Annotated in this window: 20 protein-coding genes; 19 read left to right on the top strand and 1 reads right to left on the bottom strand. The window is 34.6% G+C overall.

Annotated features, from left to right (window positions below):
* Positions 1 to 124 precede the first annotated feature (124 nt).
* From ACKTTZ_RS23760 to ACKTTZ_RS23690, 15 genes are all read left to right on the top strand, one after another.
* Complete coding sequence (locus tag ACKTTZ_RS23760; RefSeq protein WP_407846777.1) at positions 125 to 1249, top strand: RHS repeat domain-containing protein; 1125 nt, start codon at positions 125 to 127, stop codon at positions 1247 to 1249.
* On the top strand, positions 1237 to 1593 hold the full coding sequence (locus ACKTTZ_RS23755) for a hypothetical protein (protein WP_407846776.1): 357 nt from the start codon (positions 1237 to 1239) through the stop codon (positions 1591 to 1593). The genes ACKTTZ_RS23760 and ACKTTZ_RS23755 overlap by 13 nt, the downstream gene beginning before the upstream one ends.
* Positions 1594 to 1629: 36 nt before the next feature.
* Positions 1630 to 2256, top strand: a complete 627-nt coding sequence (locus tag ACKTTZ_RS23750; protein ID WP_407846775.1) for a hypothetical protein — start codon at positions 1630 to 1632, stop codon at positions 2254 to 2256.
* Between the two features lie 2 nt (positions 2257 to 2258).
* Positions 2259 to 3143 (top strand): hypothetical protein, encoded by an 885-nt coding sequence (locus tag ACKTTZ_RS23745; protein ID WP_407846774.1) that lies wholly within the window; start codon positions 2259 to 2261, stop codon positions 3141 to 3143.
* A 259-nt stretch (positions 3144 to 3402) separates the two neighbouring features.
* Positions 3403 to 4674: an RHS repeat domain-containing protein gene (locus tag ACKTTZ_RS23740; RefSeq protein ID WP_407846773.1), complete on the top strand. Its 1272-nt coding sequence runs from the start codon at positions 3403 to 3405 to the stop codon at positions 4672 to 4674.
* A gap of 76 nt (positions 4675 to 4750) precedes the next feature.
* Positions 4751 to 4978, top strand: a complete 228-nt coding sequence (locus ACKTTZ_RS23735) for a hypothetical protein (protein ID WP_156106603.1) — start codon at positions 4751 to 4753, stop codon at positions 4976 to 4978.
* Positions 4979 to 5323: 345 nt separating this feature from the next.
* The gene (locus ACKTTZ_RS23730) at positions 5324 to 5407 is read left to right on the top strand and encodes a bacteriocin-like protein (RefSeq protein WP_407849204.1); all 84 of its coding nucleotides are present in this window, start codon (positions 5324 to 5326) and stop codon (positions 5405 to 5407) included.
* Positions 5408 to 5829: 422 nt separating this feature from the next.
* Positions 5830 to 7257 (top strand): adenylosuccinate lyase, encoded by a 1428-nt coding sequence (gene purB, locus ACKTTZ_RS23725; RefSeq protein WP_034699682.1) that lies wholly within the window; start codon positions 5830 to 5832, stop codon positions 7255 to 7257.
* A gap of 52 nt (positions 7258 to 7309) precedes the next feature.
* Complete coding sequence (locus tag ACKTTZ_RS23720; protein ID WP_407846772.1) at positions 7310 to 8281, top strand: WG repeat-containing protein; 972 nt, start codon at positions 7310 to 7312, stop codon at positions 8279 to 8281.
* Positions 8282 to 8506: 225 nt separating this feature from the next.
* Complete coding sequence (locus ACKTTZ_RS23715; protein WP_253317932.1) at positions 8507 to 9508, top strand: YhcG family protein; 1002 nt, start codon at positions 8507 to 8509, stop codon at positions 9506 to 9508.
* Positions 9509 to 9534: 26 nt separating this feature from the next.
* Positions 9535 to 13230, top strand: coding sequence for a phosphoribosylformylglycinamidine synthase (locus ACKTTZ_RS23710; RefSeq protein WP_407846771.1), 3696 nt, complete (start codon positions 9535 to 9537; stop codon positions 13228 to 13230).
* The gene (locus ACKTTZ_RS23705) at positions 13211 to 13624 is read left to right on the top strand and encodes a ribonuclease inhibitor (RefSeq protein WP_051934634.1); all 414 of its coding nucleotides are present in this window, start codon (positions 13211 to 13213) and stop codon (positions 13622 to 13624) included. The genes ACKTTZ_RS23710 and ACKTTZ_RS23705 overlap by 20 nt, the downstream gene beginning before the upstream one ends.
* Before the next feature lie 675 nt (positions 13625 to 14299).
* A complete protein-coding gene (locus ACKTTZ_RS23700; RefSeq protein ID WP_081906527.1) occupies positions 14300 to 14929 on the top strand; it encodes a GDSL-type esterase/lipase family protein in 630 nt (209 codons plus the stop codon).
* A complete protein-coding gene (locus tag ACKTTZ_RS23695) occupies positions 14929 to 15261 on the top strand; it encodes a gamma-glutamylcyclotransferase family protein (RefSeq protein ID WP_407846770.1) in 333 nt (110 codons plus the stop codon). Before ACKTTZ_RS23700 ends, ACKTTZ_RS23695 begins: the two co-directional genes overlap by 1 nt.
* A 441-nt stretch (positions 15262 to 15702) precedes the next feature.
* A complete protein-coding gene (locus ACKTTZ_RS23690) occupies positions 15703 to 16161 on the top strand; it encodes a GyrI-like domain-containing protein (RefSeq protein ID WP_407846769.1) in 459 nt (152 codons plus the stop codon).
* Between the two features lie 144 nt (positions 16162 to 16305).
* Here the strand turns inward: ACKTTZ_RS23690 and ACKTTZ_RS23685 are convergent, their stop codons facing one another.
* Positions 16306 to 16662 (bottom strand): diacylglycerol kinase family protein, encoded by a 357-nt coding sequence (locus ACKTTZ_RS23685; RefSeq protein ID WP_253318051.1) that lies wholly within the window; start codon positions 16660 to 16662, stop codon positions 16306 to 16308.
* 184 nt (positions 16663 to 16846) lie between these two features.
* Between ACKTTZ_RS23685 and dnaN the strand changes: the two genes are divergently transcribed.
* The 4 genes from dnaN (at position 16847) to pheT (ending at position 22452) form a co-directional block, all read left to right on the top strand.
* Positions 16847 to 17977, top strand: coding sequence for a DNA polymerase III subunit beta (dnaN, locus tag ACKTTZ_RS23680; RefSeq protein WP_034699704.1), 1131 nt, complete (start codon positions 16847 to 16849; stop codon positions 17975 to 17977).
* Positions 17978 to 18331: 354 nt separating this feature from the next.
* Positions 18332 to 19162, top strand: a complete 831-nt coding sequence (locus ACKTTZ_RS23675) for a helix-turn-helix domain-containing protein (RefSeq protein WP_407846768.1) — start codon at positions 18332 to 18334, stop codon at positions 19160 to 19162.
* Positions 19163 to 19225: 63 nt separating this feature from the next.
* The gene (locus ACKTTZ_RS23670) at positions 19226 to 19843 is read left to right on the top strand and encodes a DUF417 family protein (protein ID WP_407846767.1); all 618 of its coding nucleotides are present in this window, start codon (positions 19226 to 19228) and stop codon (positions 19841 to 19843) included.
* 206 nt (positions 19844 to 20049) lie between these two features.
* Positions 20050 to 22452 (top strand): phenylalanine--tRNA ligase subunit beta, encoded by a 2403-nt coding sequence (gene pheT / locus ACKTTZ_RS23665; RefSeq protein WP_407846766.1) that lies wholly within the window; start codon positions 20050 to 20052, stop codon positions 22450 to 22452.
* Positions 22453 to 22791 lie beyond the last annotated feature (339 nt).

Here is a 22791-nt window from a genome sequence, read left to right as displayed (position 1 = left end):
GTGAAATAAGTTTATAAACAGGTTCTGGTAATTATATTCCTCCATTCAATATAATTATCTGAATTTACCAGGAAAGGTTACCCAAAATTCCAAGATAACTGATTATATTTACAGAGCAGACGGAGTGAAAGTAAGAAAGGTTTTCGGAACAGAAACAACCGATTACCTGGACGGCTTCCAGTATACGAATGCTGTATTGAAATTCTTCCCAACGGCAGAAGGATATTTTAATGTTGAAACTGGAAAGTATGTGTATAATTATACTGACCACCTGGGAAATACAAGATTAAGCTATGCTAAGAATGGGGTAGGATTAGAGATCATTGAAGAGAGTAATTATTACCCATTTGGATTGAAGCATGAAGGGTATAATGGATTGACGGGAAATCCGGCGTATAGGTACAAGTACAACGGGAAAGAACTGCAAGAGACAGGGATGTATGATTATGGAGCAAGGATGTATATGGCGGATATTGGGAGATGGGGAGTTGTGGATCCGTTGGCAGAAAAGATGACAAGACATAGTCCATATAATTATGCGTTTAATAACCCTATACGATTTATTGATCCGGACGGTAGAGAAAATAAAGATTGGTTGCAACGTGGAAATCAAATATTTTTTGATTCGGAAATAAAAAGTCAAGAACAGGCTACGGCTAAATATGGAGAAAATGCACAGCATCTTTCAGAAGGTAGCTCAATTACAACAAAGGAGAATGGAGAAATAATTTCTCAATATACTTTCCACGACGATGGAACAATAACAAATGCTGATGGCTCTCAAAAAAGTAGTAAAGAAACATTTGAAACAAAAGACGGAACTACTATCATAGGCACAGAAAGTAAAGGTACTAGCATATCCTTTAGTGTAAATGGAGTTTTAGGAGGTGGATTTGGATTTGATGTTGGTTTAGTTAAAGATTCAGGAAATAATTGGGGACTGTCCTTTAATAGAAATATAAATTTTGGTTTAGGCTTTGAGGGTGGCATCGGAATAGGGCGAATCTCCTCAAGTCATTCCGGACCATTTTTATTAGAAGACTACTCTGGTGAAGCAAAATCTTTTATATCCCCTATTGGGGTTACTTATGGAGGAACTTTTGATCCCAAATCTACACCTCTGGAAATGATGAATCCTTTAAATGTGGGAGCAGGGAAAAGAGGAGTTACTGAAATAAGTGCAGGATTAAAAGGAATTGGAATAGGGGGCTTTTATAAACGATCTAAAACATCTGTATGGGATTTTTAAAAAAAAATATTAACAAAATTATTTTATTATTTTTTGGAAGTATGTTTTGTGGGATAATTATAAAAAAAATATTTGATCCTGACTTATCTAAATATAAATACTTTAATCAGCATTGTAATGGGCGAGTTATTTCAAACTCATATGATCTTATGACTCATTTCAATATTGTCAAATCATCAGATGGTAATAAAATTTATTTGGAAGATTTAAAAATAATTTCATTAATTAAAATAGGAGATTCTATAGTAAAGAATAAAGACGTTACCTATTTTACCGTTTATAAAAAAGACAATGCTAAAGTAATTTATGATATGTACAATAAAAATTTGAAAATAATAAAATAAAATATTTTATATTAAAATTCTCCGCTGGCGGAGAAAATGCGTCGTCATAGTCCGTATAATTATACATTCAATAATCCTATACGATTTACTGATCCGGATGGAAGACAAGCAGATGATTGGCGAAACAAAAATGGACAGTTAGTTTATGACCCTAAAGCTAACGATGGAAAAGGAGCGTATACAAAGTTTGCTACTGATAAAGACAAAGCATATGGAGATGGTTTGAAAAATTCAGGTAATACAGGTGCCAAACAATTTGATCAATTAGTAACTTCAAAGTTACCCACTACTGTAGAATATAGTAAAGAAAACCACCCTTTTTCAATGGGAGAAACGCATCCAATTGAGAAAGATGGTAAACTTGTAGGTTTTGAGATTACAATATATGAGGGATCTAGTGAAGATGCCTTTAAAAATCCAGACAAAGTTTTAAATTCTGACGAGGCAGATAATGTGAAGAAGGGAAATTTAAGTGCTTTTGATATATCAACTTCAACTTTTGGTCATGAGATTGGTCATGCAAATGAAAAAAATCACCAATTACATAAAAAACAAGAAGAAACTGGTATTGCTGACCCTAAAAGTAACAGCGAAACAATGCCAACAGCTATAGGAGAACAGATTCTTAAAGAATTGAGAGATAATAAAATTAAAAATAAATAATTATGAATAAGTACTTTATTATTGCCTTACTCTTTTTAGCTACTTGTTGTAAATCTCAAAATATTACCACGTTTTCTCAATTAGAAAACAATATTAGAGAAATACTTTTTCAAAAAGGTTATATATCACAAAATGCGTATTCTCAAAAAAAAGGTTTTACTATTTATGGAACTTATCAAAGAAAAGTTGATGAAAAAAAATTACGAAATGGTATATATGATCTTTATTTAGGAAATCATAGTCCTCAATTCAAATTTATTTATGAGCGAAATAAAATTATTTTTTTAGATATTTATTCTTTCAAGAATTTTTTAGAATCAATGAGAGCACAAATGATTTATTTATTTGAACAAAGATATTGTAGAGAAATTGTTGTTGATTATGTAAAAAGATTGATTAGAGCACATTACAGCTTTAATAGAAATCCAAGAGATCTGATTAATAAAAATTGTGAATTTCCAGAAAAAAGAATATCAAGTACATTTTATTTAAATGAAATTAAGAGTAAGATTGTTACCGAAATTGCGCAGAAAGAGGATTTAAAAGAAGGAAATTTGCAACCTGAAAAAATTGAAAACATTGCAGTTAGTGAGTTAAGTGTATATTTTGGTATTAATGAGAAAGAAAAATTGGAAGAAGGAATTTATAGTTATGTTAATATAAATTCTAGTGTTTCTAATAATAGTTATTTTATCCTAAATGGAAATGATATTAAGTTTTTGAAAATGGATTCAGATGAATCATTCATTAAATCAATTCAAGAAATAATTTTATTTGGAGAAGATAAAAATATATGTTCTGAAAAAACTATTTGGTATATCGAACAATTATTTTCAAATTATATGGACGACTCTTGTCTTTCTAAAGTTACGAAAGATTTGCCGTAACCCACGCTCTCCTGCTGGCGCGAGCGTCTCGCTCGTGTCCAATGGTAAATAATAAAAGCCATTGCAGTGAGAATTGCAATGGCTTTTTATGTCTAAATAAGTTCTAATAATTATATGTCTCCATTCAATATAATTATCTAAATTCACATATAACTCCCAGCTGCGCAAAGTCTCCAGACTTTGAGCTTATTAAATAACTTACCCTTTGGTTTTGTTTCCAAGGTAGAATAAATAACAACCCTTGCAAATATGGCAAGGGTTGTTTTATAAACAAGGTTCTATTAATCATATTTCCATTCAATATAATTATCTGAATTTACCAGGAAAGATTACCCAAAATTCCAAGATAACTGATTATATTTACAGAGCAGACGGAGTGAAAGTAAGAAAGGTTTTCGGAACAGAAACAACCGATTATCTGGATGGCTTCCAGTATACCAATTCTATATTGAAATTCTTCCCAACGGCGGAAGGATATTTTAATATGGAGACCGGAAAGTATGTATATAATTATACTGACCATCTGGGAAATACCAGATTAAGCTATGCCAAAAATGGAGCAGGATTAGAGATCATTGAAGAAAGTAATTATTATCCTTTTGGATTGAAGCATGAAGGGTATAATGTATTGGCAGGAAATTCTTTGTATAAATACAAATACAACGGCAAAGAACTTCAGGAGACAGGAATGTATGATTATGGCTGGCGTCAATATATGCCTGACTTGGGTCGATGGATACAGTCAGGTCCACTGATAAAGGATTTAGATTTTACTTTTGACCCTAATAATATTGATGATGACGATGATGACGATGATGACGAAGTAGCAAGTGCAATTGAAACTACTTTGGGTAATGGCGGTGGAATTTTCAATCCTGATAACCTAAGCCCATACTCTTATGGATATAACAACCCCATAAAATTTGATGACCCAGATGAAAGATGTCCAACTTGTATCGTTGGAGCTGCTACAGAATATGGATTACAGGTCGCAGCAAACTATCTTGATCCTGAAGTTAAAAATAAGTGGACAGACAACATCTCTCTTTCATCAATTGCTTTATCTGCTTTAGAAGGGGGATTAACACAAGGCAGTAGTGCACTTAGAAAAGCAGCTGTAAAGACAACCGTAATGATAGCAAAAAATACGGTGGAAGTAAATACAACGAAAGGAGCTAAAATGGAGACTAATTTTCGGAATGTTGCAAAAAATACTCTTATAGATGCGGCTGCTGGAGGTGTTACTAAAAAAATTTGGGGATTAGCTAAAACGGCAAAATTAGAAAAGATAGATAAATTGGCTACTAAAGTTAATTTAAACAGTAATGCTAAAGCTAAGAATTTTGTAAAAAAGATAACTGGATTTAGTTCTAGAAGATCAAGTAATGTTTCAAAAAAGCTTGATGTAAAGGCGGTTTCAAAGCAGGTAAGTAATGGGGTTAAAAACTTTACCAATAAAACTGTTGAAAATTCTACTAATGAAGTTACTAAAAATAAAGTGGATAAAGTAAAAGATAAGACAAATGACTAAGAAAAGTTTTTTTTTAATTTTAATATTACTAGTTATGATTTTTCTTAATAGAAATGTTATGATATACAGACCTCTAATGAAAATCATTCCTCTAAAACAGACTCAAGGATTGATTATAGATGAAAAAGAGCCCCAAAGAAGGGGCTTTATAACAGGAGCATTTAATTACTATTATGAATTTTCTGTAAAAGATAAGAAATATTCAAATCCTAGTTATGATGATAGTTATAAGATAGGGGATACAGTTTGGGTAGAGTATAATGAAAGTTTTCCTTTTATAAATAGAATAAAAAGTCAGAAATAGAATACCTTCTCCCCTCGCTCCCGCACGATTATATCGTGTGGGAGATAATAAGAAGGAGGTTGTCTCACTTTTGAGAAAGTCTCTTCTTATCTTCTCCCGCTTGCGCGAGCGTCTCGCTCGTGTCCAAAAATAAAACAAAACCTCTGCAACAGCGGAGGTTTTTTATTTCTTGTGTTAAGAAAAGATATTGATAATCATCAAAAGTTAATAAACAATTGTCTTTGTAAATTATATAAAATGAATAAGTTATATTTTTGTATCCGAAAAATCTGTATATTGGATCTACCAAATTAAAGCGTAATCCGAAAAGCATATAGAGTAGGAGAAAAATCAAAAAATGTTACTATGAAAAACTTAAGAAAACTTTCAAAAAGAGAATTGAAAACGGTTCAGGGAGGTATCCCAATGTGTCTGCCAGGATACTTCTGATGTTCATTTGTAAAAAAATGTATTCCTGTAGGATCACAATGCGGACTTATTATCGATTAACTAATTAAAAAATAGGAAAAACAGGCTGTCTCAGAAATGGGATAGCTTTTTTTGTATGCTTTCCACAAATCACTTAGGAATCAGGAGCGTAAATAAAATTTCAATGTAATCCGTTAAAAAATTTTCACTGTCTGAGCATGGGATTTGTCCAGAACCGAAGCAAAACCAAATGATCCATGCGAGTTTGGAAATTTTAGGAGTACATTCAAATTTTTAGCGGATAATTCCGGTCTTGAACTTTTGCATACTTTTGTTTCAAGACAAAAGTATAAGTATAAATTATGAATGAAAATCATCAAATCTGGATTTTCATCTCTCACTGAAAAACCGTATTTTTGTACATCTAAAAAGTAAAAGAACGAATGAATTCCTACAAAAATCCATTGGAAGAGCGCTACTCCAGTGAAGAAATGTTATTTAACTTCTCACACAATAACAAATTCCAGAATTGGAGAAAGCTTTGGATAGCTCTTGCTGAAATCGAAAAAGACCTTGGACTTGAAATTACAGACGAGCAGATCGCTGAGTTAAAAGCTAATGCTGAAAACATCGATTACGTAAAAGCTGCAGAGTACGAAAAAAAATTCCGTCATGATGTAATGGCTCACGTTCACGCCTATGGTGATGTGGCACCTTCAGCAAAAGGAATTATCCACCTGGGAGCAACTTCAGCTTTTGTAGGAGACAATACAGACTTAATTCAGATCCGTGACGGACTTTTAATCTTAAAGAAAAAGTTGGTGAATGTGATGAAAAATCTTTCGGATTTTGCCATTCAGTATAAAGACCTTCCGACTTTAGGATTCACACACTTCCAGCCGGCTCAGTTGACGACAGTTGGGAAAAGAGCTACACTTTGGTTACAGAGTTTGGTTCTTGACATCGAAGAATTGGATTTCTTCCTTGAAACACTTCGTTTCAGAGGAGTAAAAGGAACTACAGGAACTGCTGCCAGCTTCCTTGAATTGTTCAACGGTGATTATTCTAAAGTAAAACACTTAGATAAAGAACTTTCAAAAAGATTCGGTTTCGAAAAAGTTTTCGGAGTTTCCGGACAGACTTACGATAGAAAAATTGATGCGAAAGTAGTTGCTTTATTAGGAAATATTGCACAATCTGCACATAAATTCACAAACGATTTACGTTTACTTCAAAACCTTAAGGAAATTGAAGAACCATTCGAGAAAAACCAGATCGGTTCTTCGGCAATGGCCTACAAGCGTAACCCAATGAGAAGTGAAAGAATCGGAGCATTGGCAAAATATGTAATGTCCCTCACAACAAGTTCTGCAATGGTAGCTTCTACACAATGGTTTGAAAGAACATTGGATGACTCTGCGAATAAGAGATTAACAATTCCTCAGGCATTTTTAGCTGTTGATGCAATTCTATTAATCTGGAACAACATCATGAACGGAATCGTTGTTTATCCAAACAGAATCAACAAGCACATTATGGAAGAACTTCCTTTCATGGCGACAGAATATATCATCATGGAAGAAGTAAAAGCCGGTGGTGACCGTCAGGAAATCCACGAGGTGATCAGAGTTCACTCTATGGAAGCTTCCAAGAAAGTGAAAGAAGAAGGAAAAGAAAACGATCTTATCGAAAGAATCTTAAACGATGATTCTTTAAAACTAGACAAATCAAAACTGAAAGAAGTTTTAGACCCTAAGAACTTTATTGGTTTCGCGCCGATCCAGACGGAGGAATTCATCAAAAATGAAGTGCAGCCGATTATAGACCAAAACAAAGATTTAATAGGATTGGAAGCTGATCTTAAAGTATAAAACAATATGCAGTCTTTTGGGCTGCATATTTTATTTCCCACTCCAAATTACTATGAAAAAACTACTATTAACCATTCTATTAACACCAATCATTTCTTTTTCTCAGAGTAAAGAGGATTTACATTACTTTAAATCCAAAGATTCTCTGGTGGGAGTAAAAGATAAAGCAGGAAAAATAATTGTTCCTGCACAGTTCAAAATCTTTTCATTTTTAAAAGATGGAGATCCTGTAGAAGGAGAAACTATTCTTTTTGATGGCAGTAAAGAAGGTGAAAAATCAGAGAAAAATGCATGGGGATATGTGTACGACAGAAAAGGTAAATTTCTGTATCAACCATTCCTTTATGACAATGGAGCAGATTATTTCTCTGAAGGACTGAGAAGATTGGTTAAAAATGGTAAAGTAGGATTTGCAGACCGAAACGGAAAGACAATTATTGATGCTGAGCATGATTTTGTATCACCTTTCAATTATGGATACGCTACCTTTTGTGACGGCTGCGATTGGGAAAAGACCAATGATGAGCACAGAGCAATTGTAGGAGGGAAATGGGGTGTGATGAATGTCAAAGGACAAACGGTTCAATCATTGGCAAAACCAACAAAACAGGATGTTGAAATAGACGGGAAATACTACCCGAATCCGTTTCAATACAATGAAAAAGAGAAGAATATCCTTCAGTTCTTTGAAAAACAAAAGGAAAAGCTTTCAGCCCTTTATTATGTAAATTTTTACAATAAACTGTCTGAAAAAGAAAAGAATCTGTTTTTTGAAATTGTAGAAAGACCAAAAGAAAACTTTCCGTATTATCAGGTGAATACCTATAATCACAAGAAAAAAGATTTGGATATGCTTTACCGTTTCAAATTCCTGGTCTCAGAAGATGGTAAAACATTTTATGCCATTGAGGATTTTAATGAAAAGAAAGTTCCTTTTGAAAACTGGCTGAAAGAAGAAATCAAAAATGCAGAAGACTTTCAGAAAGAACATAAGGACAATCCGAATAAATTTATAAAAAAATAAAATAAATTTGGAAATTCCATAGGTCAAATTTAAAGAAAATACGACTTATTCCTTTAAATTTGTACGGAATAATGGTTAGAGAGAAATCTTTCCCAAAATTTTCAATACAGATGAATTTAAAGATGGAAACTTTAAATCCAGAAAAAGTAAAAAAAATAAATCTAATATTAAAAATCTGATATCTAATTTTTAATAATGCTACAGAATCAAAATCATCAACAATTAATGACCGATCTTAAGGAGCTGGTAGACAAGACAAGAAGTCAGGTTGCAGCTCAGGTAAACTCGGCAATGGTGGTTTTGTACTGGGAGATAGGAAAAAGAATAAATGAAGATGTTTTAGATAATAAGAGAGCAGAGTATGGTAAAGAAGTTATTGTACAAATCTCTCAACAACTTACGTTAGAATTTGGAAATTCATTTTCTGAAAAAAATATCCGAAAAATGATGCAGTTTGCGTCTGTTTTCAGTGATTTTAATATTGTCGCATCAGCGATGCGACAATTATCGTGGACTCACTTTCTGCTTCTTATTCCTATTTCTCAAGATACTAAAAGAAACTTTTATCTTGAAGTTTGTAAAATTGAAAATTGGAGTGTTAGAGTCTTGAGAGAAAAAATCAATTCTCTGCTTTTTGAACGAACAGCAATAAGCAAAAAGCCTGAGGAAATAATAGATAAAGAACTGAAAAACTGGTCTGAAAATAATATTTTAAATCCTGACTTAGTTTTTAAGGATCCCTATTTTCTTGATTTTTTAGAATTGAAAGATACCTTTTCTGAAAAAGATTTAGAAGAAGCCATTATTGTGGAACTTCAAAAATTCATTTCTGAGTTGGGAAGTGATTTTGCATTTCTTTCAAGACAAAAAAGAATCACAATAGATAGCAGAGATTACTACCTGGATTTACTTTTCTATCACAGGAAACTAAAATCTTTAGTCGTTATCGAGCTAAAATTGGGTGAATTTGAAGCCAGCCATAAAGGTCAGATGGAGCTCTATCTCTCATATCTGAATAAATATGAAAAAGTAGAGGGTGAAAACCCACCCATCGGTTTAATCCTTTGTTCTGGGAAAAATTCCGAACATATAGAACTCATGAATCTGGAAGGAGATAATATAAAAGTAGCAGAATATTTACTTATCTTACCTTCAGAAAAAGTTTTGCTTGAAAAATTGCATCGTTCAATAGAGATAGCAAGAAATAAATTTGAAAATAAAAAATAAATCTAATATTAAAAATCTGACATCTAATGTCTAATAACAAAAGAATTTTCGTAGAAAAAAGAGGAATTTTCGATGTTGAAAGTCCAAAAATTTTTGATGAAGTAAAAGCGGTTGTCCCGGCAATTCAAAGTGTGAAAGTATACAATGTGTATGATATTTTCAACTTGAATGACGGAGAATTTGAAAAAGTGGTGAACAACACTTTCGTAGACCCTGTTACTGATATTTTACATACAGAAAACCCTGCAAAAGCTATTCACTTCGGAATGGAATTTTTGCCTGGTCAGTATGATCAGAGGGCAGATTCTGCACAACAGTGTATCGCTTTACTGACTGAAAATGAAAAATCAAAAGTAAGAAGTGGAAAATTAATCGAATTTGAAGGAGTTTCTGAAGCGGATTTGGTTAAAATCAAAGACCTTTTGATCAACAAAGTAGAATCTCAGGAAAAAGACTTATCAATTCTGGATATTCCTGCAGATGAAATCCCATCAAAAGTAATCATCCACGAAAACTTCATCAATTTCAATGATGCGGAACTGGAGAACTTCTATAACAACCACGGTTTTGCATTAGGATTAGACGACTTGAAATTCATTCAGGATTACTTCAAAACTGAAGAAAGAAATCCTACGGAAACAGAATTAAAAGTATTAGACACGTATTGGAGCGACCACTGCCGTCACACCACTTTCGAAACACAGTTGTCAGACATTCAGTTTGAAGGTCAGTTCAAACACACATTGGAAACTATTTTCAATGATTATATCGAAAAAAGAAAATTTTTAGGCCGTGAGCTGAAGCCAATTTCATTAATGGATCTGGCAACAGTATGTGGTAAATATTTCCATAAAACAGGAAACCTGGATAATCTTGTTATCTCAGACGAGATCAATGCATGTACGATCCAGATTGAAGCAGAATACGACGGTAAAAAAGAACCTTGGTATTTATTATTCAAAAACGAAACGCATAATCACCCAACAGAAATTGAACCTTTCGGAGGTGCTTCTACTTGTTTGGGAGGTGCTATCAGAGATCCATTATCCGGAAGATCTTTTGTTTTCCAGGCGATGAGATTAACAGGTGCTGCAGACGTTTTAGAATCTGTTGACAAAACATTACCAGGGAAATTACCTCAGAAAACCATTACAAAACAGGCTGCCAACGGATATTCGTCTTATGGTAACCAAATTGGTCTTGCCACTACAATGGTTTCTGAAATCTATGACGAAGGGTACAAAGCCAAGAGAATGGAAGTAGGTTTCGTTACCGGAGCTGTTCCCGTAGATTGGGTAAGACGTGAGAAGCCTGAAAATGGTGACTCTATCATTATTTTAGGAGGAGCAACAGGTCGTGACGGAGTAGGAGGAGCAAGCGGAAGTTCAAAAGAACAGGACGAAACTTCTATACACACGATGAGTTCTGAAGTTCAGAAAGGAAATGCTGTAGAAGAGCGTAAAATCCAGAGATTATTCAGAAATCCTGAAGTTACAAAGCTGATTAAAAAATCAAACGACTTCGGAGCAGGAGGTGTTTCTGTAGCGATTGGTGAAATTGCAGACTCTTTAGAAGTAAACCTTGATGTATTACCTTTAAAATATGAAGGATTAAACGGAACGGAGCTGGCTATTTCTGAGTCTCAGGAAAGAATGGCTGTGGTAGTAGATCCTCAGGATAAAGAAAAATTCATCAAATTCTGTGAAGCTGAAAACATTGTTGCAGTAGAAGTAGCAAAAGTGACAGATTCCGGAAGAATGCAGATGTTCTGGAAAGGAGACAAAATTGTAGACCTTTCAAGAGCTTTCTTAGATACCAACGGGTGTTCAAAATCTCAGGAAGTGAAAATCACTCACCTTGAAGAAGTAAAAGAAGAAACAAAAGCTTTCACAGCAGAAAACTTCCTGAACATCTTAAAAGATAAAAACGTAGCTTCCCAAAAAGGACTATTGGAAATGTTCGACTCTTCAGTAGGAGGAACTACCGTAGCAATGCCTTTAGGAGGGAAATACCAGCAGACGCTAATGGAAGGAAGTGTGCAGACACTACCGATCTTAGGAGCAAAAGATATTAAAACCGTTTCTTTGGCAAGCTGGGGATTCGATGCTGAAATTTCAAAACAAAACTCACTGTTAGGATCATCTTATGCTGTAGTAGAGAGTGTAGCGAAAATTGTGGCGATGGGAGGTGATTATAAAAATATCAGACTAAGCTTCCAGGAATACTTTGAAAAATTAGGACAGAACCCTGAAAAATGGGGTAAACCTTTAGCTTCACTTTTAGGAGCTTACGATGCACAGATCAATTTAGGTCTTGCAGCCATCGGAGGAAAAGATTCCATGAGTGGAACGTACCAGGATCTGAATGTTCCCCCAACCTTGATTTCTTTTGCATGTGCTAACGGAGATAAAGAAAATATCATCTCTCCTGAATTGAAAAATGCAGGAAATAAACTATATTTCTTCAATCATATTGCTCAGGAAAGCGGACTTCCAAACTATACTGCTTTAAAAGAAGTTTTTGAATTCATTTTTGAAAACATCAAAACAGGAAAAATTGTTTCTGTGAAAACAGTGAAAGAAGGAGGTTTGGCAGTAGCTTTAGCAAAAATGAGCTTCGGAAACAGATTAGGTGCTGAAATCAATGCTGATGAAAACGCTTTATTAGCTAAAAATATCGGTAGCTTGATCATTGAAGCCAAAGAAGAATTAAGCTCAGCTGCTCTTCAGCTGATCGGAGAAGTGAAAGATTCAGGTATTGTAAAAATCAATGGTCTTGAATCAAATATCACAGATCTTGTAGCAGCCAATACCAATACATTCGAGAACCTTTTCCCAACAGTAGAAAAAGAAAAGATTACGGTTGAAATTGATGAAAAGTCAAACTCAATCCATCCAAGAAATATTATCATTAAAAAACACGGAATTGCACAGCCGAAAGTTTTTGCTCCGGTATTCCCGGGAACAAACTGTGAATATGACACACTGAATGCATTCCAGAAAGAAGGCGCTGTAGTAAGCAGCTTGCCTTTGATCAATATCAATCATCAGTTACTGGATGAAAGCATTGATGCATGGGTAGAAGAGATCAGAACTTCTCAGATTCTGGCATTCTCAGGAGGTTTCTCCGCAGGTGATGAGCCGGATGGTTCTGCAAAATTCATCGTGAACGTTCTGAAAAACGAGAAGATGAAAAATGCAGTTCACGAATTGCTAGACAGAGACGGGATGATTATCGGGATCTGTAACGGATTCCAGGCGCTAGTGAAGTCAGGATTGTTACCTTACGGAAGAATCAAAGATCTGGATGAAAACTCTCCAACATTAGCTCACAATGCGATCAGAAGACATATCTCTCAGATGGTAACTGTACAAGTAGTGAATGACGAAAGCCCTTGGTTAAAAGGAATGAAAGGACAAACTTTCACAATTCCGATTTCCCACGGAGAAGGACGTTTCATGGCTTCAGAAGAAGAGATCAAGAAATTGTATGAAAACGGACAGATCGCAACTCAATACATTGACCTTGATGGAAACATTGCTCACGGAATGCCATTCAACCCTAATAATTCATTATTCGGAATTGAAGGAGTTACCAGTCCATGTGGAAAGATCTACGGAAGGATGGGACACCCGGAACGTTTTGCTGAAGGTCTCATGAAGAATATACCAACCGCGAATTATCACAATATATTCAAAAACGGTGTTGAATACTTCAAATAATAATACAAGAAAAATGATCGTCATTCATGGCGGTCATTTTTCGTCTTTAGCAGGTTTCTACGAAGAAGCTTCCAGTGTTCTGATGAAAGATACAGACTGGAAAGTAGGAACATTAGACGGATTTGATGATATTCTTTACGGAGGTTTCGGAATATTCGAAAACAAAGAAGAAATTGAAATAATCTGGAAAGAATCGCAGAAGTCAAAAGAAGACTTAGGTTTTAAGGCTACCTGTGAATTTTATGAAAATAAAATCAGACAAGGAAAACCATTCAATATAGAATTAATTCAGCAGAAATTAGACGAATTAACCGAAGGAAAAGGGCAAACACTTTTTGAAATCCTGATTGAAATTATAGAATCACATACGAATATTACGCTGAGCCAGGAATGATGAGTAATGAGTAATGAGTAATGAGGGGGAATTTTGAAACCTTGATACTTTTCAGCTAGCTTCATAACATCAACTTGTTGATTCCTTCTTTGCTTCCTTGGATAAACATACTCACAATAAAAATCTTTGCGTCAAAAAACAAAATACATTATTTAACCATTAAGAAGAATAAAGATTATAAGGAAAGTTAAGGTTCATCGCTGATGAATAAAGCATTCTGCTTCATAATAGCTTTAGCTGTTGTCTTAATGATTCTTCATCCCTTCAAGAATCTTAATGGTTAAAATCATTTCGTTCAGCTGGAACATCAGTTTGTCTATTGCTAAGTGAAATCTTTGCGTCAAAAAACAAAATACATTATTTAACCATTAAGAATAATAGAGATTGTAAGAAAAGTTAAGATTTATCGCTGATGAATAAGGCATTCTGCTTCATAATAGCTTTAGCTGTTACCTTAATAATTCTTCACCTCTTCAAAAATCTTAATGGTTTAAATCATTTCTTTCAGCTAGAGCATCAGTTCGTCTATTGCTGAGTGAAACGCCTTTGCGAACAAAAACATAAAATTAATATAAACCCTTAGCGTCTTTTGCTTTAAAAACTATGCGAATTGAAAGATACTAATAGTTTTTCTTACTATTTTTACTTCAACAAAACAGGAAACAATAAAGTTGAATGAAGAAAATTATTTACGGGCTGTTCTTCGGTGACAGCATTACCTATGGGGAATATGACGGAGTTTTTGGTGGTTGGGTAGATATTCTGAAAAGATATGCCCTGCAGAAATTTCATGAAGGAAATGGAGATGAACTGATTCTCTTCAATCTTGGAATAGGAGGAGAAACCACAGAGGGATTACTGAAAAGAATACCACACGAATTAAATGCAAGAAATTCCGCTGATGGAAATATTGTTTTTCTAAGTTACGGAGCCAATGATCTTGCAGTCAAAGATGGAGTACAGATCGTAGATCCTGAAAAATTTAAAAATAATATTAAAGAAGCTGTCACACATGCCAGACAGTTTTCCGATACAATTTATCTTGTAAGCATTCTTCCCTTCTCTCAAAAAATAGATGGAGTAGTGGTAAGCTCCGGAAAGAAAAGAATCAATGAGGATGTAGTTGTTTACAATCAAATATTAAAAGATATTGCAGCTGAGGAATCACTGACCTACATTGATTTCTATTCTGCTTTCCTGGATGACAAAGAAATCCTGCTTTCTGCAGACGGTGTACATCCCAATGAAAAAGGCTATGGAATGATGGCTGAAATCGCAATCCCAATCATTGAAAAATATTTATAGTGCCCAATTTATTTTCTTACGGAACGCTGCAAAAAGAGCAGGTTCAAATGGAAACCTTCGGAAGACTTTTGCAGGGTGAAAAAGATATTTTATCAGGATATAAATTAAATATGCTTGAAATTACAGATCCTGAAGTCCTTCGAAAAAGCGGTCAGAAATACCATCCCGTACTTGAATTTTCAGGAAATGATGATGATCAGGTAGAAGGAGTACTTTTTGAGGTGACAGAAGAAGAAATTCTTCAGGCAGACGAATACGAAGTAGATGATTACAAAAGAATCGAAACCGTTTTTAAATCCGGAAAAAAAGGGTTTATCTATGTCGGGAAATAGTCATTGCGAGCAAAGCGAAGCATCTCACTATCTCCTATAAAATTCCAACAGAACCTTTGTCATTCCGAGCAAAGCAAGGAATCTAAACTTGAATGTTCTCTCGCAGATTTCGCAAATGGAGCAGATTATTAATTTAGATTCCTGGTGGAATGGACAAAGACACTGCAAATAGCTTTGATAACAGGTATTAATGCAAAAAAATTGTCGTTTAAACCCAAATAACACAAATGATTTCAATAATGCCACCAATGAATATTCAATAGGAACGGGATATAATCCTGAGCCTAGTCGAAGGGAGCCCGTTTATCTAAAATGTCAACATTCAAATGGCTTCAGCCAAAACTTAAAAAACAATATCCTTTCCAATCAATTTTAAAAAGCTCCTGACAGACCCTTGTCACGCCCTGTCCTTATCTTTGCTCTATAACAAAGAATTAATATATGAAGAACGTAAAAATAGAACCTTTTAAGGTAATCGGTATTTCAGTAAGAACAACCAATGAAAATGGACAGGCAGGAAAAGATATTCCGGTATTATGGGAAAAAATGATCAGTGAAGATATTCTCAATTCGATTCCGAATAAGATTGACAATACCATCTATTCCATCTACACAGATTACGAAAAAGACCACACAAAGCCTTATACAACAGTTCTCGGATGTCAAGTGGAAAATCTTGACAATATTCCTGAAGGAATGGTAGGGTATTCTTTTGATGGCGGAGATTATCTGAAATTTACCACAAAAGGAGATCTTTCAAAAGGCTTAGTAATCAATGAATGGTTGAAAATATGGGATATGGATTTAGGAAGAGTATTTTCTGCCGATTTTGAAGTGTATGGAGAAAAAGCGCAGAATCCATCAGATGCAGAAGTTGATATCTTCATCGCTGTGAAATAAAAGATGAAAAAATAAAATATTTTAGCTTTCACAAACTTTTGAACTGAAGAAGTGATATTCCCCTCCTCTGGAGGGGTGTCAAAAATTCAAAGAATTTTTGACGGGGTGGTTTAAACTTCCATCTCCCAGCTTCTCTTTTCCATCTCAGATGAAAATATATTTCCCATACACCAGAATCCCAACAATCACCGCTGCAATGGCTGTCAGCATTACAGCTCCCGCAGCAATATCTTTAATAAAGCCGATTCTTTTGTCAAAATCAGGTTGAATGATATCGCAGATCTTTTCAATAGCAGTATTGAAAATTTCAGCACTTAAAACAGCAAATGAGGCGATAATAACCAAAGCGGTGTCTGTGCTGTTCAGTTTGAAATAAAAAATAAGAAAGAGATTGACAAAAAATGCGATGAGCTCAATCTGGAAATTTCTTTCCGTTTTTACCATCATAAAAATACCTCTGAAAGCATGAAGAAAACTTTTATGAATAGGAGGTTTTTGCATGATTTTCAAACTTTTTTCACAAATATAGGTTTTGTATTTGATAAAAAAATGAATATCCGCTGAAATCTAAGCATAATATCAAGGCTCAAAACAAATTAAGGATCTTTGTTAAAAACTCCTCCATATTATTCTTTTCTTTGTTGGATGTATTTATTATATTTGTAGAAACTTATTTTATAAATCTATGAAATTTATTATTTCAAGTGGTGAACTGCAGAAGGCGTTGCAAACTGTAAGTGGCGTAATATCAAGCTCTCAATCGAGACCGATTTTAGAAAACTATCTTTTTGAATTAGACGGAAATAATGTTACCATTACAGCATCTGACGGCGAGACAACTCTTGTTACTTCTCTGGAAGTAAAGTCTGATGATACAGGTAAATTTGCTGTTCCTGCTAAAATTTTTCAGGATTTTATCAAGACATATGGTGAACAGCCTCTGACATTTGTTGTAAAAGACAATGCCGAAGGTACTGGAAGCCAGCTTGAGATTTTAGATGAAAAAGATAATTTCGCAGTAGCATTAGACAATGCTGATGACTATCCTGAATTACCGGAATTCGATGCTTCCCAAAGTGTAACGATGCCGGCAGGAGTTTTGTCTGAAGCTTTGACAAACACACTATTCGCTACAAGTAACGACTCCCTTCGTCCGGTAATGACAGGAGTGCTTTTCCAGTTTGGAGAAAACGAAACCAATTTCGTTTCTACAGACTCCCACAGATTGGTGGTGTACAAAAGAGCAGACCTGATGAATGCTGAACCGATGGAGTTTATCATGCCTAAGAAACCTCTGAACATTTTTAAAAATATCCTGGCAAGTTCCAATGAAGACGTTACGATTGACTTCAATGAGAATATGGCTAAATTTACTTTTGGTAAGCACATCTGGATCTGTAGACTGATTGACGGAAAATATCCGAACTATACAGCGGTAATTCCAAAGGAAAATCCAAATGTATTGACAATCAACAGAAACCTTTTGTTAGGAGCAATCAAAAGAGCATCTATCATGTCTAATAAATCTACCAACCAGGTAAGATTCAAGCTTTCCGGAAATATTCTTCACCTTCATGCAGAAGATACTGAATATGCTAACAAAGCAGACATGCAGATTCCTTGCGACTATAACGGAGAAGATATCAATATCGGATTCAGCTCAAAATTCTTAACTGAAATGCTGACAATTTTAGGATCTGACGATATCACCATGAAAATGTCTCAGCCTAACAGACCAGGAATCATTGAACCTCTTGATGGTCTTGAAGAAAACGAAAATATCTTAATGTTATCAATGCCGGTTATCGGATTGTAATATTTAATATATACAAATATAAAAAGCCGGAGTTTTCCGGCTTTTTTGTAATCTTGATATCTGACTCGTAGTTGTAAATAGGGTCCAATCGACTTAGGAATTAGGAGCGTGAAGAAAATTTTAATGTAATCCGTTAAAAAATTTCCATTGTCTGAGCATGGACGAAATTTAGAACCGAAGCAGGATCAGATAATCCATGCGAGTTTGGAAATTTTAGGAGTACATTCAAATTTTTAGCGGATGATTCCAGTCTTGAACTTTTGTATACTTTTGCTTCAAGGTAAAAGTATATAAGAAAGAAATGTTGATACGATTGTGAATCATTAGCGTCATTAGTGTTTAAATTAACTCATCATGGAAATAAAAATACAGTCTTACCAAACGTCAGATTTTCCCACAGAGTTCACTACTGAAAATTACAGTGTGATTCTATGGAAAGGTTCTGGCATTTTTTCTGTAGACGCTATTAACTATTCTTACAGCGGATATAATATTCTGTTTCTTTCTCCTTACCAGAAGATGAAAATGGCTTCGGAATCGGAGGGAGATATTCATGTACTTTTCTTTCATGGCGATTATTATTGCATAGAGTATCATAAAGAGGAAGTGGCTTGTAATGGACTTCTCTTCAATAATATTTATCTGAATCCGGGCGTTGAACTGTCGGAAGAGAGTTATCATTATATTCTTGAGCTTTATAACCATATTAAAAAAGAAGAATCTGAGAAACATCCGTTTTCGGAATCCATTATCAAAACCTATATTCAGCTTATTCTTGCCATTGGAAGCAAACAGAAAAGCAGTATTGAAAACAATGTGGTTTCTCATGAAAAGCGTCCCAATAAAAATGCAGTAGAATTTCAAAAACTATTGGAATCCCATTTTAAAGCGGAAAAAGAACTGTCATTTTACAGTGATAAACTGAATATCACCAATAATACATTAAGCAAAGCAGTAAAGAAAGAATTTGCAAAAACACCTACTCAGCTTATCAACGAGAGAATTATTCTGGAATCTAAAAAACTGCTGCATTTAACCTACAGATCTGTGAAGGAAATTGCTTCTGAGCTGGGATTTGAAGACGAATTTTATTTCAGCAGGTATTTCAAAAAATCAGTAGGATGTTCCCCTAAAAATTACAGAGAAAAAGTAGGAATATCCGTAGTGGCGAAAATGTCCATGTAATGTCCTGAAATGTCTATGTTGCTACTTTAGGCATGTGAATACCTTTGATAAAAAATAAATCACATGAAAAATAGCAGACTTTATCACCAATTATTACAATGGGATACTTACTTTTTCAATTTTCTCAGAATTTCAATTTTCATCGTTATGGCCTGGATTGGAGGCTTGAAAGCCTTTCATTATGAAGCGGATGGAATTGTACCTTTCGTAGCCAACAGCCCTTTGATGAGCTTCTTCTACAAAAATGCAGACCATAAAGTTCTTAATGATGATAAAAAGCTCGTTAAAGAATATACTTTGTATAAAAATCCGGAAGGAAAAGTAGTTCAGAAAAATATCAACTGGCATAAGGAAAACAGAACATATGCCTTTTCCTATGGTCTTGGAACAATGATCGTTGTGATCGGATTCTTGGTTCTCTTAGGAATCTGGTTCCCTAAAATAGGAACTATTGGCGGTGCTTTAACGTTTTTAATGTCTCTTGTCACGCTGTCATTTCTGATTACCACTCCCGAAGTATATGTCCCCAATCTGGGTGGAGATTATGCAACTCCTCAGTATGGTTTTCCCTATCTGTCGGGAGCAGGACGTCTTGTATTGAAGGATATTATCATGATGGCCGGAGGGTTGGTATTATTTTCTGATAGCCTGAAGAAGCTGGTGAGACCGTTGGACCAATAGTTTCCCGAATCAGTAGCAGAAGGATTAACGAAAATTTATTATCTTAAAATCGCTTGTAAATTTCTCTATTTCTCAAAAAAACACGACATTTGTAGCTCGAAAAATCATACCGGAAAAGGTGTGGGATTTCAAATAAAAGTTTCAAAATAGAGCAGATAAAACCTTAGGGTACATCTGACGAATTAAATAAGTAGATAGATTAACAAATGAAAATATCAAACAACTGGCTGAAGGACTTTGTAAAAACGGAATCAAAAACTGAAAGAATCGGTGAATTCCTTACAGATATTGGTCTTGAGGTTGAAGGGATAGATAAATTTGAAAGTGTAAGAGGCAGCCTGGAAGGAATTGTTGTAGGTAAAGTACTTACTTGCGAAAAACATCCTAATGCTGACAAACTGAAGAAGACAACAGTAGATGTAGGAAACGGAAAAGTGTTGAACATTGTTTGTGGAGCTCCGAATGTTGAAGCTGGACAAACTGTTCCTGTGGCCGTTGTCGGAACAAAAATCTACGATAAAACAGGAAACTTTTTTGAAATTAAAGAAGCAAAAATCAGAGGAGAGGTTTCTCAGGGAATGATCTGTGCAGAAGACGAACTAGGTCTTAGCGAAGATCATGGAGGAATCATGGTGTTGGATGAAACCAAATATGAAGTAGGGAAAAACTTTGCAGACTATTTTGAGCTTACCAATGATGAGGTATTTGAAATCGGATTAACACCGAACAGAACAGATGCCATGTCTCACTATGGTGTTGCAAGAGATTTACATGCTTATCTTTCTACGAACCAATTGAAGTCGCAATTTAATAAAGTAGCTTCTGAAGTTTTGAATAACGAAGGAACTCATGATTTCAAACTGGAAATTGAAGATGCAGAATTGTGTCCAAGATATATCGGAGCAGTTATTGAAGATGTAAAAGTTGCAGAATCACCATCCTGGTTGAAAGACAGACTGAAAGCGATCGGATTAAGCCCGATTAACAACGTTGTAGATATTACCAACTATATTCTTCACGGGTACGGACAGCCGCTTCACGCTTTTGATGCAGATAAAATTGCAGATAAGAAAGTGAAAGTAGGAGTGGTAAAACCGGGAACAAAATTTACTACTTTAGATGGTGTTGAAAGAACATTGAATGGTTCTGAAATCATGATCAAAGACGGTAAAGATAAACCAATGTGTATTGCCGGAGTATTCGGTGGTGAGAACTCAGGAGTATCTGAAACTACAAAAACAATATTCCTTGAAAGTGCTTACTTCAACCCGATTGCCGTAAGAAAAGGAGCTAAAGCACATAGCTTGAATACAGATGCTTCTTTCAGATTTGAAAGAGGAGTAGACCCGAATCTTACAAGAACAGCCATCACTCACGCTATTAAAATGATTCAGGAAATTGCTGAAGGAAAATTAGTAGGAGAGTTACTGGAAGAATATCCTAAGAAAATAGAAGACAACTATGTGATCCTGAGATTCTCTAAAATTGAACAGATTTTAGGAACAAAAATTCACAGAGAAAAAGTAAAAGAGATCTTAAAAGCGTTGGAAATTCAGGTTTTAAATGAAATTCCTAATGGTTTCGAAATCTCAGTTCCTGCATACAGAGCAGATGTAACGAGAGAAATTGATGTGATTGAGGAGATTTTAAGAATCTACGGATATAATAAAATTGACGCTCCACAGAAGATTTCGTTTACTCCTGTTAAACTAAGTGCAAACGATCAGGACGAACTGGAAAATAGCTGGGCTAGAACTTTACAAGGTCTTGGTTTCAATGAAGTAATGAACAACTCATTGACTTCTGTAAAAGACGAAACAGATGCTGTAAAACTATTGAATCCTTTAAGCGGTGATTTGGCATTCATGAGAAAGTCTTTATTAGAAGGACTTCTTCAGAATACAGTATATAATATCAACAGAAAGAATCAGGATATCAAATTCTTCGAATTAGGAAAAATTTATCATAAGAAAGATAAATACGAAGAAAGAAAACAACTGGCATTATTGGTTTCTGGAAGAGATGTTGCAGAAAACTGGCTTCAGCCAAAATCTGCGGTAAGTTTCTATAACCTTAAAGCTTACGTAAAAGTTTTATTGGAAAGACTTGCTGTAGATTACAAAGAAGTTGCTCTTTCTGACGAAAGATTCTCTGATGCATTGGCATACGAGGCAGAAGGTAAAACTTTGGTAAGAATCGGAAAAGTAGCACCTGCTTTATTGAAAGACTTTGACATTGATCAGGAATGCTTCTACGCTGAAATTGAACTGGAATACGCTCAGGAATTACGTTCTAAAAATGAATTGAAATTCAAAGATATTCCGAAGTTCAACAAAATCAGAAGAGACTTAGCTTTATTGATTGATAAAACGGTAAACTACCAGGATTTATATCAGACGGCTAAGAAAAACAAATCTCCATTCATTAAGAATATTAACCTATTCGATGTGTATGAAGGTAAAAATCTTCCTGAAGGTAAGAAGTCTTATGCCATGAGCTTTGAGCTGTTAAACGAAGAAAAAACACTGGAAGAAAAAGAGATTACAGAAGTAATGGATTCTTTAATCAAAGCTTTCCAGAAAGAATTCAACGCTGAGCTGAGATCTTAATAATTGAAAATATATTTCATTAATAATAGGAACGGACTTTTTTAAGTCCGTTTTTTTGTTTTTAAAAGTTTAATAAAAATATATTAATATGTTTCGGCTAAAGCCAAATGGATTTTTGTTGATAGAAAAACGGGCTAAAGCCCGTTCCTATTGAATGGTATCTCTCTGGGATATTCTCTTTTAGCTTTGTCAATTCCAACTTTGTCACTCCGATCTTAATAATTGAAAATGCATTTCATTAATAATAGAAACGGGCTTAAAAAAGTCCGTTTTTTTGTTTTTAAAAGTTTAATAAAAATATATTAATATGTTTCGGCTAAAGCCAAATGGATTTTTGTT

Origin of the sequence: Chryseobacterium sp. KCF3-3, assembly GCF_045865955.1 — a bacterium.
Taxonomy (GTDB): Bacteria; Bacteroidota; Bacteroidia; order Flavobacteriales; family Weeksellaceae; genus Chryseobacterium.
This window is presented reverse-complemented; position numbering and strand designations above follow the sequence as displayed.

Coding starts and splice junctions, on each gene's coding strand:
- pheT (WP_407846766.1), top strand. CDS start 20,050: ATGAAAATATCAAACAACTGGCTGAAGGACTTTGTAAAAACGGAATCA.
- ACKTTZ_RS23675 (WP_407846768.1), top strand. CDS start 18,332: ATGGAAATAAAAATACAGTCTTACCAAACGTCAGATTTTCCCACAGAG.
- ACKTTZ_RS23685 (WP_253318051.1), bottom strand. CDS start 16,662: ATGCAAAAACCTCCTATTCATAAAAGTTTTCTTCATGCTTTCAGAGGT.
- dnaN (WP_034699704.1), top strand. CDS start 16,847: ATGAAATTTATTATTTCAAGTGGTGAACTGCAGAAGGCGTTGCAAACT.
- ACKTTZ_RS23710 (WP_407846771.1), top strand. CDS start 9,535: ATGTCTAATAACAAAAGAATTTTCGTAGAAAAAAGAGGAATTTTCGAT.
- ACKTTZ_RS23720 (WP_407846772.1), top strand. CDS start 7,310: ATGAAAAAACTACTATTAACCATTCTATTAACACCAATCATTTCTTTT.
- ACKTTZ_RS23730 (WP_407849204.1), top strand. CDS start 5,324: ATGAAAAACTTAAGAAAACTTTCAAAAAGAGAATTGAAAACGGTTCAG.
- ACKTTZ_RS23700 (WP_081906527.1), top strand. CDS start 14,300: ATGAAGAAAATTATTTACGGGCTGTTCTTCGGTGACAGCATTACCTAT.
- ACKTTZ_RS23735 (WP_156106603.1), top strand. CDS start 4,751: ATGAAAATCATTCCTCTAAAACAGACTCAAGGATTGATTATAGATGAA.
- ACKTTZ_RS23690 (WP_407846769.1), top strand. CDS start 15,703: ATGAAGAACGTAAAAATAGAACCTTTTAAGGTAATCGGTATTTCAGTA.
- ACKTTZ_RS23755 (WP_407846776.1), top strand. CDS start 1,237: ATGGGATTTTTAAAAAAAAATATTAACAAAATTATTTTATTATTTTTT.
- purB (WP_034699682.1), top strand. CDS start 5,830: ATGAATTCCTACAAAAATCCATTGGAAGAGCGCTACTCCAGTGAAGAA.
- ACKTTZ_RS23745 (WP_407846774.1), top strand. CDS start 2,259: ATGAATAAGTACTTTATTATTGCCTTACTCTTTTTAGCTACTTGTTGT.
- ACKTTZ_RS23750 (WP_407846775.1), top strand. CDS start 1,630: ATGCGTCGTCATAGTCCGTATAATTATACATTCAATAATCCTATACGA.
- ACKTTZ_RS23715 (WP_253317932.1), top strand. CDS start 8,507: ATGACCGATCTTAAGGAGCTGGTAGACAAGACAAGAAGTCAGGTTGCA.
- ACKTTZ_RS23670 (WP_407846767.1), top strand. CDS start 19,226: ATGAAAAATAGCAGACTTTATCACCAATTATTACAATGGGATACTTAC.